Source organism: Marmoricola endophyticus (genome assembly GCF_014644415.1).
GTDB classification, from domain to species: Bacteria; Actinomycetota; Actinomycetes; order Propionibacteriales; family Nocardioidaceae; genus Marmoricola; species Marmoricola endophyticus.
The window spans coordinates 2,576,381-2,589,675 of record NZ_BMKQ01000001.1; the positions used below are offsets into that span (position 1 = coordinate 2,576,381).

The window sequence follows — 13,295 nt, forward strand, 5'->3', positions numbered from 1 at the left end:
GGGGTGGAGCGACCTGCACGACGACCTCCTGAAACGAGCGTTATACGAAACGATCGTTATAGTAAGCCCGTGGACGCGGACATGGTCAAGGCGCGCATCCTCGATGCGGCGGAGTCGTTGTTCTTCAACCAGGGCATCGCCGTGAGCGGGATGGACGACGTCGCACGAGCGGCAGAGGTCGCGATCGCGACGCTCTACAAGTACGGAGGGAGCAAGGACGAGCTGCTCAGCGCGGTGCTCCGTCGCCGACTGGATCTCTGGGTCGAGCACTGGGACGCGGCCCGCGCTCGCGCCGACGGCCCGGTGGATCGTGGCTTGGCCGTGTTCGACGCGCTCGAGACGTTCCGCGCCGCTGCTGCGCCCACCCAGTGGTGCTGCTTCCTGGCCACCGCGTCGGAACGGCCCGCGACGACGGCCGCCGAGCAGGACCCCGCGCTGACGCTGACGCGGCAGGACAGCCGCGTGCTCGGCCGGCGGCTGCGCGCAGACCTCGAGGCCGCCGACGTGCCCGACCCTGCCGCGGTGGCCGCCGACCTCGTGCTCATCTACAACGGCGTCCTCGCCAGCCTCCTGAGGGGCTCGCCCGAGGCGCCCGTCCGACGGGCGAGAGCCCTCGCCGAGGCCAGGATCCGGACCGCGCTGACGGGCGCGCCGTGAAGCACGCTCCGGCGCGCCGTCAGCGGCCGGCTGCGCGCTTGTACTGCGCCACCGCGAACGGCACGAACGCCGCCAGGATGATCACCACCCAGATCAGCGTGTAGATCACCGGGTGCTGCAGCGACCACGCGTCCGGCGTGGGGCCCGGGACGGTGTTGCCGAACAGCTCGCGCGCGGCCTGGGTGGTCGTGGAGACCGGGTTCCAGTCGGCGAAGACCCGCAGCGGCGTGGGGAAGTTCTGCGTCGGCACGAACGTGTTGGCGATGAAGGTCAGCGGGAAGATCACGATGAACGAGGCGTTGTTGACCACCTCCGGGGTGCGGACCAGCAGCCCGACCGGTGCCATCAGCCAGGAGACCGCGAAGGCGAACGCGAGCAGCACCACGATCGCGAGCACGAACTCGTACGGCGTGGTGTGCGGTCGCCAGCCGACCGCGAGGCCGGTCAGCAGCATCACCACGATCGAGACGACGTTGAGCACCTGGTCGGCGACGGTCCGTCCGATCAGCACGGCGCCGCTGCGCATCGGCAGCGACCGGAACCGGTCGATCAGGCCCTTCTGCAGGTCCTCGGCCAGCGCACCACCGGTCACCGTGGCACCGAAGATCACCGTCTGGCAGAGGATCCCGGGGAGCAGGAACGAGGCGTAGTCGATGCCCTCGATCGGGATCGCCGAGCCGAAGACGTAGCGGAACAGCAGCACGAACATGATCGGCGACAGCGTCGCGAAGACGATCAGGTCGGGGACCCGGCGGATCTTGGTGACGTTGCGCCGGGTGATGACCAGGCTGTCGGACAGCAGGCTCACGGCGAAACCTCCTCGGAGTCGGCGGCGTCCCCGGGCTGGTCGTCCTCCGCGGCGTGACCGGTCAGGGTCAGGAAGACGTCGTCGAGGTCGGGGCGACGCAGGCCGGCGTCGACGACGTCCATCCCCACGACCCGGTCCAGCGCGTCGCGCAGCACCGGCGCGCCGCCCTGGACAGGCAGCGTCAGCCGCCGGGTCGCCCGGTCGAGGACCGGGGCGTCGACCCCGAGCGGTGCGAGCGACTCGGCCAGGCGGTCCAGGTCCGCCGCGTCGGCCACGGTGAACACCAGCCGCTCTCCGCCCACCTGGGCCTTGAGCTCGTCGGCCGTGCCGCGGGCGATCACCCGTCCGCGATCGATCACGGCGATGGTGTCGGCCAGCCGGTCGGCCTCGTCGAGGTACTGGGTGGTCAGCAGGATCGTGGTCCCGTCCGTGACCAGGTCCTCGATGAACTCCCACATCGCCAGCCGGCTGCGCGGGTCCAGGCCCGTGGTCGGCTCGTCGAGGAAGAGCACCTGCGGTCCCGCGATCAGCGAGGCGGCGATGTCCAGGCGGCGACGCATGCCGCCGGAGTAGGTCTTGCTCGGACGGTCGGCCGCGTCCACGAGGTCGAAGCGCTCCAGCAGCTCGGTGGCTCGGGCCCGCGCCTGCTTGCGCGGCATCTGGAAGAGCTGACCGACCATCTCGAGGTTCTCGAATCCGGTGAGGTACTCGTCGACGGCGGCGTACTGCCCGGTCAGCCCGATCACCGACCGGACCCGGTCGGGCTCCTTCGCCACGTCGATCCCCGCGACCGTGGCCGTCCCGCCGTCCGCGTCGAGCAGCGTGGTCAGCACCCTCACCGCGGTCGTCTTGCCGGCGCCGTTCGGGCCCAGCAGCCCCAGCACCTGGCCCCGCGGGACCTCGAGGTCGACGCCGTCCAGGGCACGGTGCTCGCCGAAGACCTTGACCAGTCCCTCGGCCCGGATCGCCGGCCCCGATGAGGATGCGTACGTCGTGCTCGCCATGGCGAGAACCCTAGGGGCGTCCTCCGACAGGATCCGTCCTTTTGCGCTGGACGGAAGGCGGACGGTGGGGCTGTCGGTGCCGTGGGCGAGGATGGCGGGCGTCACAGCACCCGGATGTCTGGAGGCCCCGTGCCCGAGTCCTACCTGTACGCCGCCGCCCGCACCCCGTTTGGCCGTTTCGGCGGCGCGCTGGCCGGCGTACGACCCGACGACCTCGCCGCCGTCGCGTTGTCCGGGGTGCTGGCCCGCGTGCCGGACCTGGACCCGACGCGGATCGACGACGTGATCTGGGGTGCGGCCAACGGCGCCGGGGAGGACAACCGGAACGTCGGCCGGATGGCGGTGCTGCTGGCCGGGCTGCCGACGTCGGTGCCCGCCGCGACGGTGAACCGGCTGTGCGGGTCGAGCCTGGAGGCGCTGAACCAGGCGTCGCGGATGGTCGAGACGGGTGACGCGACGATCGCGGTGGCCGGTGGGGTGGAGTCGATGACCCGCGCGCCGTGGGTGCTGCCGAAGCCGTCGCGGGCGTACCCCGCCGGCAACCTCGAGGCGGTCTCGACCGCGCTCGGCTGGCGGCTGGTCAACGAGCGGATGCCCGAGGAGTGGACCGCCTCCCTGGGCGAGTGCAACGAGCAGATCGCCGACGAGCTGGGTCTGTCGCGACAGCGGCAGGACGAGTTCGCGGTCCGCTCGCACACGCTGGCCGACGAGGCGTGGGAGGCGGGGTTCTACGACGACCTGGTCGTGGACGTGCCCGAGGTCGACCTGGTCCGTGACGAGGGCATCCGCGCGGGCAGCACGACCGAGAAGCTGGCCGCGCTGAAGCCGTCGTTCCGCGCGGACGGCACGATCACGGCCGGCAACGCCTCGCCGCTCAGCGACGGCGCCGCGGCGCTGCTGGTGGCGGGCGAGGACGCCGGGCTCGGCATCGAACCGCTCGCCCGGATCGCCGGTCGTGGGGTCTACGCCAACGCGCCGCAGCGGTTCGGCCTCGCCCCGATCGAGGCTGCGGAGAAGGCGCTCGCCCGCGCCGGGATCGGCTGGTCCGACATCGCTGCGGTCGAGCTCAACGAGGCGTTCGCCGCCCAGTCGCTGGGCTGCGTGGATGCCTGGGTCGAGCGCGGGCTGACCGATGCCGAGATGGTCAACGCCAAGGGTGGGGCGATCGCGATGGGCCACCCGCTGGGTGCCTCCGGTGCGCGGATCGTGGGCACGCTGGCCGGCCGGCTGCGCGAGTCCGGGGAGCGCTGGGGACTCGCGGCGATCTGCATCGGGGTCGGCCAGGCACTGGCGGTCGTGCTCGAGAACCCGTCCGCATGACGCAGGTCGTGTCGTCGTACGACGACGCCGTCGCCGGCATCGCCGACTCCTCGACGGTGCTGGTCGGCGGGTTCGGGCTGGCGGGGATGCCGGTGGAGCTGATCGACGCGCTGATCGACCAGGGGGCGAGCGACCTGACGGTGGTCTCCAACAACGCCGGAAACGGCGACACCGGCCTGGCGGCGCTGCTGGCGAAGGGTCGGGTGGCGAAGGTGATCTGCTCCTTCCCGCGCCAGCACGACTCGTGGGTCTTCGACGGTCTCTACCGTGCCGGGAAGGTCGAGCTGGAGCTGGTCCCGCAGGGCAACCTCGGCGAGCGGATGCGGGCGGCGGGTGCGGGGATCGGTGCGTTCTTCTGCCCGACCGGGGTCGGTACGCCGCTGGCTGAGGGCAAGGAGACCCGGGAGATCGACGGGCGGACCTATGTGCTCGAGTACCCGATCAAGGGCGACGTCGCGCTGGTCAAGGCGTACGTCGCCGACGAGATGGGCAACCTCGTCTATCGCAAGACGGCGCGCAACTTCGGGCCGGTGATGGCCACCGCCGCGGCGAGGACGGTCGTCCAGGTCGACCGGGTCGTGGGCGTCGGCGAGCTGGACCCCGAGGCGGTGGTGACACCCTCGATCTACGTCGACACCGTCGTCGCGGGGTCTCGACGGGCTCGACCGCCGGTGGTCGAGCCTGTCGAGACCTCCACTCCGGAGACGGTTCGATGAGCCTGTCCAAGGACGAGATGGCGGCCCGGGTCGCGGCGGACATCCCGGCGGGGTCGTACGTCAACCTCGGCATCGGGCAGCCGACGCTGGTCGCCGACCACCTCACGCCCGGCGCGGGCGTGGTGCTGCACACCGAGAACGGCATGCTCAACATGGGCCCCGGGGCGCACGGCGAAGACGTCGACCCGGACCTGACCAACGCAGGCAAGCAGCCGGTCACCGAGCTGCCGGGGGCGTCGTACTTCGACTCCGCGGCGTCGTTCGCGATGATGCGCGCCGGGCACCTCGACGTCTGCGTGCTGGGAGCGTTCCAGGTCGCCGCGAACGGCGACCTGGCCAACTGGAGCACCGGTGAGCCAGACGCCATCCCGGCCGTCGGTGGCGCGATGGACCTCGCGATCGGCGCGAGGGACGTGTTCGTGATGATGAGCCTGTTCGCCAAGGACGGCAGCCCGAAGCTCGTCCCGGCCTGCACGTACCCGCTGACCGGCGTCGGCTGCGTGACCCGGGTCTTCACCGACCTCGCGGTCTTCGAGGTCGGCCCAGGAGCCGGAGCCGCCGGCGCCCGCCTCGTGGAGAGCTTCGGGATCGACCGTGCCGAGCTCGAGGACCGGCTCGAGGTCGAGCTCGGCTAGCTCTCCTCGGCGTCCTGCGTGTCGACCTTGATCCGCGCGATGCGGTCGAGCAGGTCCTCGAGCGCCAGCTCGAACTCGTCCGCCGCGCGGTCCTGGGCCAGCAGGTGGCGCAGGTCGTCCACGCCCGGGTAGTCCGCCAGGCTGCTCTCCGCCGTCGTGTCCTCGACCACGTCGAGCGGGCCGACGTCGGCCCCGCGCGCGGCGACCTCGAGGAGCAGGCTGCCGAGCAGGAAGCTGGTGAAGGCGCGGTAGGCCGAGGCGGTGCCCTCGCGGCTGAAACCCTCGGAGCGCAGACCCCCGACGAAGCTCTCGACCCAGTCGAGGCTGCGCAACGGTGGGCGGAGCCACGGAGCCTCCGGCGGTCGCGAGGCCACGAGCGGGAACGACTTGGGGTGGGCGATCGCGACGCGGCGCACGCCGTGCGCCATCCGCTGCAGGAAGTCCTGCCACCCGTCCCGCGGCGTGGAGAGCACGTCGTCATCGGCGTACATCGTCTCGATCAGGCGGTCGACGACACTGTCCAGCAGCTCCTCCTTGCCGGGCACGTAGCGGTAGAGGCTCATCGCCTCCACGCCGAGCGCGTGACCCAGCCGGCGCATGGTGAGGTTCCCTGGACCGAGCTGCTCGACGAGGTCGAGCGCGGCATCGACGATGCGGTCCCGCTCGAGCGGGACGCGCTCGGAGGGGGGCGAGTCCCCCTCCACGACGGCAGCGTCGGCGTCCGGCGGGGGATCCGCCGGTGGTTCGTCGGTGGGGTTCGGCACCGCGCGGCCCTCCTCGAGTAGCGCTGCGCTCACCCTACGCAAGCGCGAGGTTTACGACGTAAGCCTTCCGTGCTTATGGTGTAAGCGAGCGACGCGGTCGAGCACCGGTCGGTACATCGAGACGAGGAGGACCTCATGGGACTTGCGGACAAGGCCAAGAACGCTGCGGAGGACGCGATCGGCAAGGCGAAGGAGGCGGTCGGCAACCTGGCCGACGACGACGAGATGAAGGCCGAGGGCAAGAAGGACCAGGCCGCGTCGTCGGTGAAGGACGCCGGGGAGAACGTGAAGGACGCCTTCAAGAAGTAGGCGGGCGGTCCAGGGCGACACGGCTGCCGCCCTGCTGGTCGACGTCGACGACTCGGACGTCGACCAGGGGGGCGTGGCTCCCGTCGAGGTCCTCCAGGGCGTGGACGGCGAGCACGCGAGCCAGGCGTGCGACCTCGTCCACGTGCGCGCCGAACCTGACGACGATGTCGACCCGTACGTCGCCGCGACCCACGACCACGCGTCGCACGACGCCGTCGACGAGCCGTGAGCCGACCCGGTCGGCGATCACGGCCGCGACACCCGAACGACCCGAGAACACCACCCGATCATCATGCACTCGCCGACGACGACCGCGTCGTCGACGCGTGTGAGGATGACAGCGGGCCCGTGAGCCGGGCCCGACCACCAGCGACAGGAGCGCGCGGATGAGCGACGAGACGACGAGCACCGACAAGGCGAGCGAGCAGGCGGTCAGCACTCCCGGCAAGTCCGGGACCACGACGCCGCAGGTCTCCACCAAGGGCGCCGCCACAGCAGTCAAGGCCACCGAGGCGACCGCGTCGCCGAGCGTGCTGATCTCCGACCACGGGCGTACCACCATCGCCGACGCGGTCGTGTCCAAGATCGCGGGCATCGCGACCCGTGAGGTCCGTGGCGTGTACGCGCTCGGCAGCCGCACCGACCGGGCCGTCGGAGCGCTGCGCGGCCGGATCCCGGGCAGCTCGGTCAACGTCACCCAGGGCATCTCGGTCGAGGTGGGGGAGACGCAGGCGGCGGTCGACATCCAGCTGATCGCGGAGTACGGCTTCGCTCTCGCCGACCTCGCCGGTGAGATCCGCGCCAGCATCATCGCCGCGCTGGAGGAGATGACCGGCCTCGAGGTCACCGAGGTCAACATCGAGATCCAGGACGTGCACCTCAGCACGCCCGAGGAAGAGGCCGAGGCGGAGCCCGCCCAGCCTCGCGTCCAGTGAACGCCGCGGCCGTCGGCCTCCTGGCCGGACTGCTCCTCGGCGTCGCCGGCGCCGCCGGAGGCTTCATCGGGTTCCTGGTCGCGCTGGTGCTGGGCGCCGTCGGCTTCCTGGTCGGCGGACAGCTCGACGGCGACGTCGACCTCTCCTCGCTGGTCCGCAAGCGCGACCGTGACTGAGCTGAGGCCGGCCGACCGCGGCACCGAGATCGTCGATCCCGCCCAGCGGGGGCGCACGCTGCTGTCGGACAAGGTGATCGAGTCGACGGCGGTGATCGCCGCCGGCGAGGTGGAGGCGGTCGTCGACGCGCGTCGTGTCGTACGCCGCAGCCTGCCCAGCGCGGCGGTCGTCGTACGCAATGCGGAGAGCAGGATCTCCGTGGACGTCGCCTCCACCTGGCCGATGCCGCTGTCCCACGTCGCCCAGCAGGTGCGCAGCCACGTGCACGACCGTGTGCAGGCACTCACCGGGCTGCCGGTCGCGGCGGTCGACGTGACGGTCGCGGCGCTCGTCGAGCCCGAGCCGGAGGTGAGGGTCCGGTGAGCACGCTCCCCGCGGTCCCCGACGACACCGCCGACGTCGCCCGGCCCGACGAGGCCGTCCCGGACGCCGAGGCGGCGCTGTCGGCGGCCAAGCCGGCGGTCGGCACCGGTGCGGTCCCGCTGGTCGCGCAGCTCGTGGCGCTGGCGCTGATCTGCCTCGGCGCCGTCGGCGTGCAGAGCGCGCTGGTCGTCTGGGGCATGGTGCCCGGGCCGGCGTGGACCTCGGTGGGCATCGACGCCGCCGACCGGGTGCGGCGCGAGGACGTGTGGGTCCTGGTCGCCGGCATCGTCGCCGTCGTCGTCGGCCTCCTCGTCCTGCGGGTCGCGCTGCACCGGCGGCCACGACGAGGGCTGCCCGTGGCCGCCACGACCGCCGTCGACCTGCGCCCGCGCGACCTGGTGCGGCTGGCCGAGAACCTGCTGGCCGGACCCGGTGCGGTGACGGGCGCACGGGCGAAGGCCTCGCGTCGTCGGCTGAAGGTCGACGTCGTGTCCGGTGCGACCCCGGACCAGCGTGCGGCGGTGGCTGCCGACGTACGAGAGCGGCTCGAGCCGCTGCTCCTCGCCATGGCCCGTCGGCCCCGCCTGCGGGTGAAGGTCCGCGACGCGTCCGGATCGAGGGCCTGATGAGTCGCACGATGCACGCCTTCGACCGGTTGGTGACGCTGCTGCTCGCCCTCGTGCTCCTCGTGGCCGGCGCTGCGCTGTGCTGGTGGTGGAGCGGGGAGCCGGTCGCGGAGCTCGGCGGGCGTGCTCCCGACCTGGCCAGCACCTCGGCAGCACGCGACGTCGTCGCGGCCGGGTGGTGGCCGTGGGCCGCCGGCATCGGCGGTCTCGTTTTCGCGCTCCTCGGCCTGCTGTGGATCGCGCGCCACCTGCGACGCCCGGGCGTACGCCGGCTCACCCTCGGCGGCTCGGACGCCTCCGGGCGCCTCCAGGTCTCCGCCTCACGTGCCGCGGGGGCGGCCGCGACCGCGCTGGCCGCGCACACCCACGGCGTACGGTCCGCCGACGGCGTGGTGGTCCGCGACCGTGGCCAGCTGGTCGCCCGGCTCTCCGCCGTCCTCGACCCCACCGCCGACCTCGCGCTCGTCGCCCGTCGCTGCGACGAGGTGTCCGGTCAGCTGCGGCAGGTGCTCGAGCGCGACGACCTGCGCTGCCGGGTCGAGCTGCGCGTCGGGCGCTGAGGGAAGCAGCGACGCCGTCGCGCTGTTGCGCCCGCCATGCGAGCAGTCGGAGCGACGGAGTACGGCGGGCCTGACGTCCTGCGAGTCATCGACGTCGACGAGGAGCGGGTCAGCCCCGGACTCCTGCGGATCCGCGTCAGGGCCGCGGCGGTGAGCCCCACCGACACGTTGAAGCGGGCGGGCGCGGACGTCGACGAGGGGGCGCGCCCCGACCCGGCGGTCGTGCCGGGCATGGACCTCGCCGGCGTGCTGCTCGAGATCGGGCCGGACACCCCGACCGAGCTGAGCGTCGGCGACGACGTCGTGGCGATCGTCGTCCCGGACGGCGGCACGCACGGCGCCTACCGCGAGGAGATCGTGCTGCCGCGCGGCTCCGTCGTCGCGGCGCCGCAGGGTGCGTCGTACGCCGAGGCCTCGACGCTGCCGATGAACGGGCTCACCGCCCGGCGGGCCCTCGACCAGCTCGGCCTCGAGCCCGGACAGACGATCGCGGTGACCGGTGCGGCCGGCGCCTTCGGCGGGTACGTCGTCCAGCTGGCCAAGGCGGACGGTCTCACCGTCGTCGCCGATGCCTCCGAGGCCGACGAGGAGCTGGTCGAGGGTCTCGGTGCCGACCACGTCGTACGCCGTGGTGCCGGCTTCGCCGACGCGGTGCGCGACCTCGTCCCCGACGGAGTCGACGGCCTGGCCGACGGTGCCCTGCTCGGGGCGGACGCCCTGCCCGCGGTGGCGGAGGGCGGTGCGGTCGCGACGATCCGCGGCTGGGACGGCAGCGACTCCGAGCGTGACGACCTGCGCTTCGAGCCGGTCTTGGTCCGTGACGCCGCCGAGGACCACGACGCGCTCGACCGCCTGCGCGTCCAGGCCGAGATGGGCGTGGTCACGCTCCGGGTAGCCGACGTCGTCGGTGCCGACGACGCCGCGGAGGCACACCGCCGGCTCGAGGCCGGCGGGGTCCGCGGGCGCATGGTGATCAGCTTCGAGCGCTGATCCGGCGCACGTGGGCGTCAGGAGCGCGCCGGGTCAGTCCTCGCTGTCGTCGTCGCTTGCCTTCGAGACGACGGCGCCGGTCTTGGCGTCGATGTTCACCGAGACCTGGTTGCCGGAGGCGTCTCGTACGTCGGCCTCCCAGACCACCTGGCTGCTGTTGTCCCGGGTGTCGAGGTTGAGCTCGCGGATCGTTCCCGGCTGTGCCTTCGTGACGGCACTCGCCGCGGCCTCGTAGTCCAGCGTCGCGGCGCCCAGCTCGCGCTTGCGCTCGGCGAGGTCGTCCGCGTCGTCGTCGTCCTTGGTCGGACCGCGGGTGATCTCGGTGCCCTCGGCGTTCGTGGTGGCGTCGGTGGCCGAGCCGTCGTCGGCGGCCACGGTGACCTCCCAGCCGCCGTTGTCCTGCTCGATCGAGGTCAGGGTCGCACCCGACACCTTGCCGAGGACCAGTGCGCCGGCCGCCACGAGCTGGCTGCTCGAGCCGTCGGTGGACGCCGACGTCGTCGGGTCCGCCGGAGCGCTGGTCGACTGCTCCGCGGCCGGGGCACCGTCCCGGTCGTTGCCGTCGTTGTCGCTGCACCCGGCCAGCGAGAGTGCGAGCAGCACGGCGGAGGAGGAGGCGGCGAGACGGGTCGTCGTACGTGTCATGGCGCGATCCTAGGAGCGTCTCGGCGGGTGGGGGAGCAGAGGCACCCGCCGGTCCAGGTCGAGGTCCTCGAGGAAGGCCTCGTCGTGGCTGACCACCACCAGCGCGCCCTCGTACGCCGCCAGCGCCTCGACGAGGCGGCGCACCCCGGCCACGTCCAGGTCGTTCGTCGGCTCGTCGAGGAGCAGCAGCTGCGGTGCCGGCTCGGCCAGGAGCAGGCAGGCCAGGGTGGCGCGCAGCCGCTCCCCACCGGAGAGCGTCGCTGCCGGCCGGTCCGCGAGCCGGCCCCGGAACCCGAAGCGTGCCAGCGACCCGCGCAGGTGCTCCTCCTCCGACCCCGGGGCGACCGCGCGGGCGTTGCCCGCGACGCTCTGGGCAGGGTCGAGCACACCCGAGCGGGTCTGGTCGAGCATCCGCCACGGCACGTGCACCCGCGCGGACCCGCTGCGCGGCGGCAGCTCGCCGGTCAGCGCGCGGAGCACCGAGGTCTTGCCGATGCCGTTCGGGCCGGTCAGCGCGACCCGCTCGGGGCCGCGCAGCACGAGGTCCAGCGGGGCGAGATCGCCGTACGCCGGCACCAGCGCCTGCAACTGCGCCACCTCGCGACGCTCCGGCACCCGCGTCGCAGGCAGGTCGAGGTGGATCTCGGCCTCCTCGCGCACCCGCTCCTCGGCCGCGTCGGCCCGCTCCCGGGCCGCCTCGACCCGGCCCTCGTGCAGACCGCGGTACCTCCCTGCCGACTCCTGCGCCTGCATCCGCCGTCCGTGGGCGATGATCTTCGGGACCCGCTTCTCGCGCTCGGCCTTGTCGGCCGTGCGCTTGCGCCCGGCGAGCGTCGCCCTCGCCTGCACGAGGTCGCGCCGCTCGCGGCGCAGGTCCGCCGCCGCGGTCGTCGCCGCCTGCCGCGCTGCCTCCTGCTCGGTCTCGACCGCTGCGACGTACGACGACCAGCCGCCGCCGTACCACTCCAGCGTCGTGGTGCCGAGGCGGTCGCGTCGCAGCCCGCCGATGTCGTCCATCTCCTCGAGCAGCACCCGGTCGTGGCTGGACAGCAGGAGCAGGCCCGGCCATTCGCGGACGACCTGGGTGAGGCGCTGGCGACCGGCGCCGTCGAGGTTGTTGCTGGGCTCGTCGAGGAGCAGCACGGCGGGCCGGGCGAGCAGGACGCCCGCGAGGCGGAGCAGCGTCCGCTCCCCGCCCGAGACGGCGCCGAGCGGCCGGTCCAGCTCGAGCCGGCCGAGGCCGACCCGCCCGAGCGAGGCCTCGGCCCGCTCGGCGACGTCCCAGTCCTCGCCGACGGCGTCGAAGTCGGCGACCTCGACCGACCCGGCCTCGATCGCGGCCAGCGCGCGCAGCGTCGACCCGATCCCGAGGGCGTCGGCGACGGTCCGCGCCGGCTCGGGACCCAGTGCCTGGGGGAGGTAGCCGACCCGCCCGTCGACGCTCACGCTCCCTCGCTCCGGGGCGAGCTCGCCGGCGAGCAGGCGCAGCAGCGTCGACTTGCCGACGCCGTTGTCGCCGACCAGTCCGTGGCGGCCGGGTCCCAGGCCGAGGTCGAGCCCGGTCAGCGCGGGGGTGCCGTCGGGCCAGGTGAGCGTGAGGTCGGAGGTGTGCAGTGCGGTCATGGTGAGCCCGTTCGTCTCGTGCGGATGAGGACGCAGGGGGACGCAGCGACGCGGAAGCGGGTCGGGTCCCGGGCTCAGCTCTTCATGACGGTCCGACCGTACGGCGGGTGCTCGCCGCTGTCACCCGCGTTTCCGGTGGTGGTCTCGACAGTCGTCTGCGCGCCAGGTGGTCGAGCCCGACCGAGCGCCAGCGAGGGAGGCGGTGTCCTGAGCAGACGACCGAGGGACGAGGTCGTCGCGTCGAAGGGACGTCGAGACCCACGTCCGGGAGTGGTCTCGACGTCCTCGTTCGCTGCGCTCACGTCGGGCTCGACCACCTTGGGGTCGCCGCGCTCACACGCGGGTCAGCGACGCCGCGGGCACCCACTCCTCGACGAGCGCCCAGCGGCCCTCGCGCAGCTGGGCCGCGTACGCCACGCGGCCCTCCCACCCGCTCGGCGTCCGACGCCACTCCAGCAGCAGGCCGGGGCGGCGTACGCGGCGCGAGCCGTCGGCGGGGTCGCTCACCCAGCAGTGCCGGGCGGGGCAGTCCGGCTCGGGCAGCGGCACGGCGGAACGGCTCCGCGCGATCGACCACGCGTCCGCGGCCCCGTTCGTGCTCATCGCACGAGAGTAGAACACGTGTTCGATCCGCATGAGGCGTGCTCGGCCGGGCACCGTGCCGCCCATGACGTCCGCGGACCTCGCCCAGCGCACCATCGACCTCGCCCTCACCAACGTCGAGCAGGGCGGCAAGCCGTTCGCCTGCGTCGTGGCCGACGCCGACGGCACGGTGCTCACCGAGGCCACCAACCAGGTCGTGCAGACCGGGGACGTCACCGCGCACGCCGAGGTGACCGCGATCCGCGGCCTCGCCGAGCGCGGGCGCACCAGCCTCGCGGGCTGCACGGTGTACGTCACGGCGTTCCCGTGCCCGATGTGCCTGGCGGCGCTGTACTACGCCGACCCCGATCAGGTCGTCTTCGCCGCCACCCGGGAGCAGGAGGGCGAGCACTACGAGGACGGCGGGCGCTGGATGACGCTGGCGAGCTTCTACGACGAGATCGGTCCCGCCGGTGACCGCTCGCTGCCCCTGACGCAGGGCGAGGTCGAGGACCCGGCGGCGCCGTTCCGGGCGTACGCCGCGACGCCCGGCTGAGACGCCGCGACCCGGGTCGTACGCT

The 13,295-nt window shown here is 73.1% G+C and carries 19 protein-coding genes; 12 read left to right on the forward strand and 7 right to left on the reverse strand.

The window, feature by feature from the left end; translation table 11 throughout:
* Positions 1 to 69: 69 nt before the first annotated feature.
* Positions 70 to 657, forward strand: a complete 588-nt coding sequence (locus tag IEX42_RS12625; protein WP_188780083.1) for a TetR/AcrR family transcriptional regulator — start codon at positions 70 to 72, stop codon at positions 655 to 657.
* 19 nt (positions 658 to 676) lie between these two features.
* On the opposite strand, the gene IEX42_RS12630 is transcribed toward IEX42_RS12625, so the two are convergent.
* Positions 677 to 1,465, reverse strand: a complete 789-nt coding sequence (locus IEX42_RS12630; RefSeq protein ID WP_188780084.1) for an ABC transporter permease — start codon at positions 1,463 to 1,465, stop codon at positions 677 to 679.
* Positions 1,462 to 2,469 carry an ATP-binding cassette domain-containing protein gene (locus IEX42_RS12635; RefSeq protein WP_188780085.1) on the reverse strand — a complete coding sequence of 336 codons (1,008 nt, stop codon included), beginning with the start codon at positions 2,467 to 2,469 and terminating at the stop codon, positions 1,462 to 1,464. Before IEX42_RS12635 ends, IEX42_RS12630 begins: the two co-directional genes overlap by 4 nt.
* A 129-nt stretch (positions 2,470 to 2,598) precedes the next feature.
* Between IEX42_RS12635 and IEX42_RS12640 the strand changes: the two genes are divergently transcribed.
* From IEX42_RS12640 to IEX42_RS12650, 3 genes are read left to right on the forward strand one after another with little or no spacing between them, the layout of a single operon-like run.
* On the forward strand, positions 2,599 to 3,789 hold the full coding sequence (locus IEX42_RS12640) for a thiolase family protein (RefSeq protein WP_229660834.1): 1,191 nt from the start codon (positions 2,599 to 2,601) through the stop codon (positions 3,787 to 3,789).
* The gene (locus IEX42_RS12645; RefSeq protein WP_188780087.1) at positions 3,786 to 4,505 is read left to right on the forward strand and encodes a 3-oxoacid CoA-transferase subunit A; all 720 of its coding nucleotides are present in this window, start codon (positions 3,786 to 3,788) and stop codon (positions 4,503 to 4,505) included. The genes IEX42_RS12640 and IEX42_RS12645 overlap by 4 nt, the downstream gene beginning before the upstream one ends.
* Complete coding sequence (locus tag IEX42_RS12650) at positions 4,502 to 5,140, forward strand: 3-oxoacid CoA-transferase subunit B (protein WP_188780088.1); 639 nt, start codon at positions 4,502 to 4,504, stop codon at positions 5,138 to 5,140. Before IEX42_RS12645 ends, IEX42_RS12650 begins: the two co-directional genes overlap by 4 nt.
* On the opposite strand, the gene IEX42_RS12655 is transcribed toward IEX42_RS12650, so the two are convergent.
* The gene (locus IEX42_RS12655; RefSeq protein ID WP_229660835.1) at positions 5,137 to 5,904 is read right to left on the reverse strand and encodes a TetR/AcrR family transcriptional regulator; all 768 of its coding nucleotides are present in this window, start codon (positions 5,902 to 5,904) and stop codon (positions 5,137 to 5,139) included. The genes IEX42_RS12650 and IEX42_RS12655 overlap by 4 nt on opposite strands.
* A 135-nt stretch (positions 5,905 to 6,039) precedes the next feature.
* On the opposite strand from IEX42_RS12655, the gene IEX42_RS12660 reads away from it, so the two are divergent.
* Positions 6,040 to 6,213 carry a CsbD family protein gene (locus tag IEX42_RS12660; protein WP_188780089.1) on the forward strand — a complete coding sequence of 58 codons (174 nt, stop codon included), beginning with the start codon at positions 6,040 to 6,042 and terminating at the stop codon, positions 6,211 to 6,213.
* Here IEX42_RS12660 and IEX42_RS12665 read toward each other — a convergent pair.
* Positions 6,203 to 6,493 (reverse strand): hypothetical protein, encoded by a 291-nt coding sequence (locus IEX42_RS12665; RefSeq protein ID WP_188780090.1) that lies wholly within the window; start codon positions 6,491 to 6,493, stop codon positions 6,203 to 6,205. The genes IEX42_RS12660 and IEX42_RS12665 overlap by 11 nt on opposite strands.
* Positions 6,494 to 6,599: 106 nt before the next feature.
* On the opposite strand from IEX42_RS12665, the gene IEX42_RS12670 reads away from it, so the two are divergent.
* The 6 genes from IEX42_RS12670 to IEX42_RS12695 are packed head-to-tail and all read left to right on the forward strand — an operon-like array spanning position 6,600 to position 9,864.
* Positions 6,600 to 7,148 (forward strand): Asp23/Gls24 family envelope stress response protein, encoded by a 549-nt coding sequence (locus IEX42_RS12670; RefSeq protein WP_188780091.1) that lies wholly within the window; start codon positions 6,600 to 6,602, stop codon positions 7,146 to 7,148.
* Positions 7,145 to 7,324, forward strand: a complete 180-nt coding sequence (locus IEX42_RS12675; RefSeq protein ID WP_188780092.1) for a hypothetical protein — start codon at positions 7,145 to 7,147, stop codon at positions 7,322 to 7,324. The genes IEX42_RS12670 and IEX42_RS12675 overlap by 4 nt, the downstream gene beginning before the upstream one ends.
* Positions 7,317 to 7,688 carry an Asp23/Gls24 family envelope stress response protein gene (locus IEX42_RS12680; protein ID WP_188780093.1) on the forward strand — a complete coding sequence of 124 codons (372 nt, stop codon included), beginning with the start codon at positions 7,317 to 7,319 and terminating at the stop codon, positions 7,686 to 7,688. Before IEX42_RS12675 ends, IEX42_RS12680 begins: the two co-directional genes overlap by 8 nt.
* Complete coding sequence (locus IEX42_RS12685) at positions 7,685 to 8,314, forward strand: hypothetical protein (RefSeq protein ID WP_188780094.1); 630 nt, start codon at positions 7,685 to 7,687, stop codon at positions 8,312 to 8,314. Before IEX42_RS12680 ends, IEX42_RS12685 begins: the two co-directional genes overlap by 4 nt.
* Entirely contained in the window at positions 8,314 to 8,874 is a 561-nt protein-coding gene (locus tag IEX42_RS12690) for a hypothetical protein (protein WP_188780095.1), read from the forward strand. The genes IEX42_RS12685 and IEX42_RS12690 overlap by 1 nt, the downstream gene beginning before the upstream one ends.
* A 36-nt stretch (positions 8,875 to 8,910) precedes the next feature.
* Positions 8,911 to 9,864 carry an NADP-dependent oxidoreductase gene (locus IEX42_RS12695; RefSeq protein ID WP_188780096.1) on the forward strand — a complete coding sequence of 318 codons (954 nt, stop codon included), beginning with the start codon at positions 8,911 to 8,913 and terminating at the stop codon, positions 9,862 to 9,864.
* A 33-nt stretch (positions 9,865 to 9,897) separates the two neighbouring features.
* On the opposite strand, the gene IEX42_RS12700 is transcribed toward IEX42_RS12695, so the two are convergent.
* The 3 genes from IEX42_RS12700 to IEX42_RS12710 form a co-directional block, all read right to left on the reverse strand.
* Positions 9,898 to 10,509, reverse strand: coding sequence for a PepSY domain-containing protein (locus tag IEX42_RS12700; RefSeq protein ID WP_188780097.1), 612 nt, complete (start codon positions 10,507 to 10,509; stop codon positions 9,898 to 9,900).
* A gap of 9 nt (positions 10,510 to 10,518) precedes the next feature.
* On the reverse strand, positions 10,519 to 12,132 hold the full coding sequence (locus IEX42_RS12705; protein WP_188780098.1) for an ABC-F family ATP-binding cassette domain-containing protein: 1,614 nt from the start codon (positions 12,130 to 12,132) through the stop codon (positions 10,519 to 10,521).
* 333 nt (positions 12,133 to 12,465) lie between these two features.
* Positions 12,466 to 12,735, reverse strand: coding sequence for a hypothetical protein (locus tag IEX42_RS12710; protein ID WP_188780099.1), 270 nt, complete (start codon positions 12,733 to 12,735; stop codon positions 12,466 to 12,468).
* Between the two features lie 64 nt (positions 12,736 to 12,799).
* Between IEX42_RS12710 and IEX42_RS12715 the strand changes: the two genes are divergently transcribed.
* Positions 12,800 to 13,270: a nucleoside deaminase gene (locus tag IEX42_RS12715; RefSeq protein ID WP_188780100.1), complete on the forward strand. Its 471-nt coding sequence runs from the start codon at positions 12,800 to 12,802 to the stop codon at positions 13,268 to 13,270.
* The last annotated feature ends 25 nt before the right edge of the window (positions 13,271 to 13,295 follow it).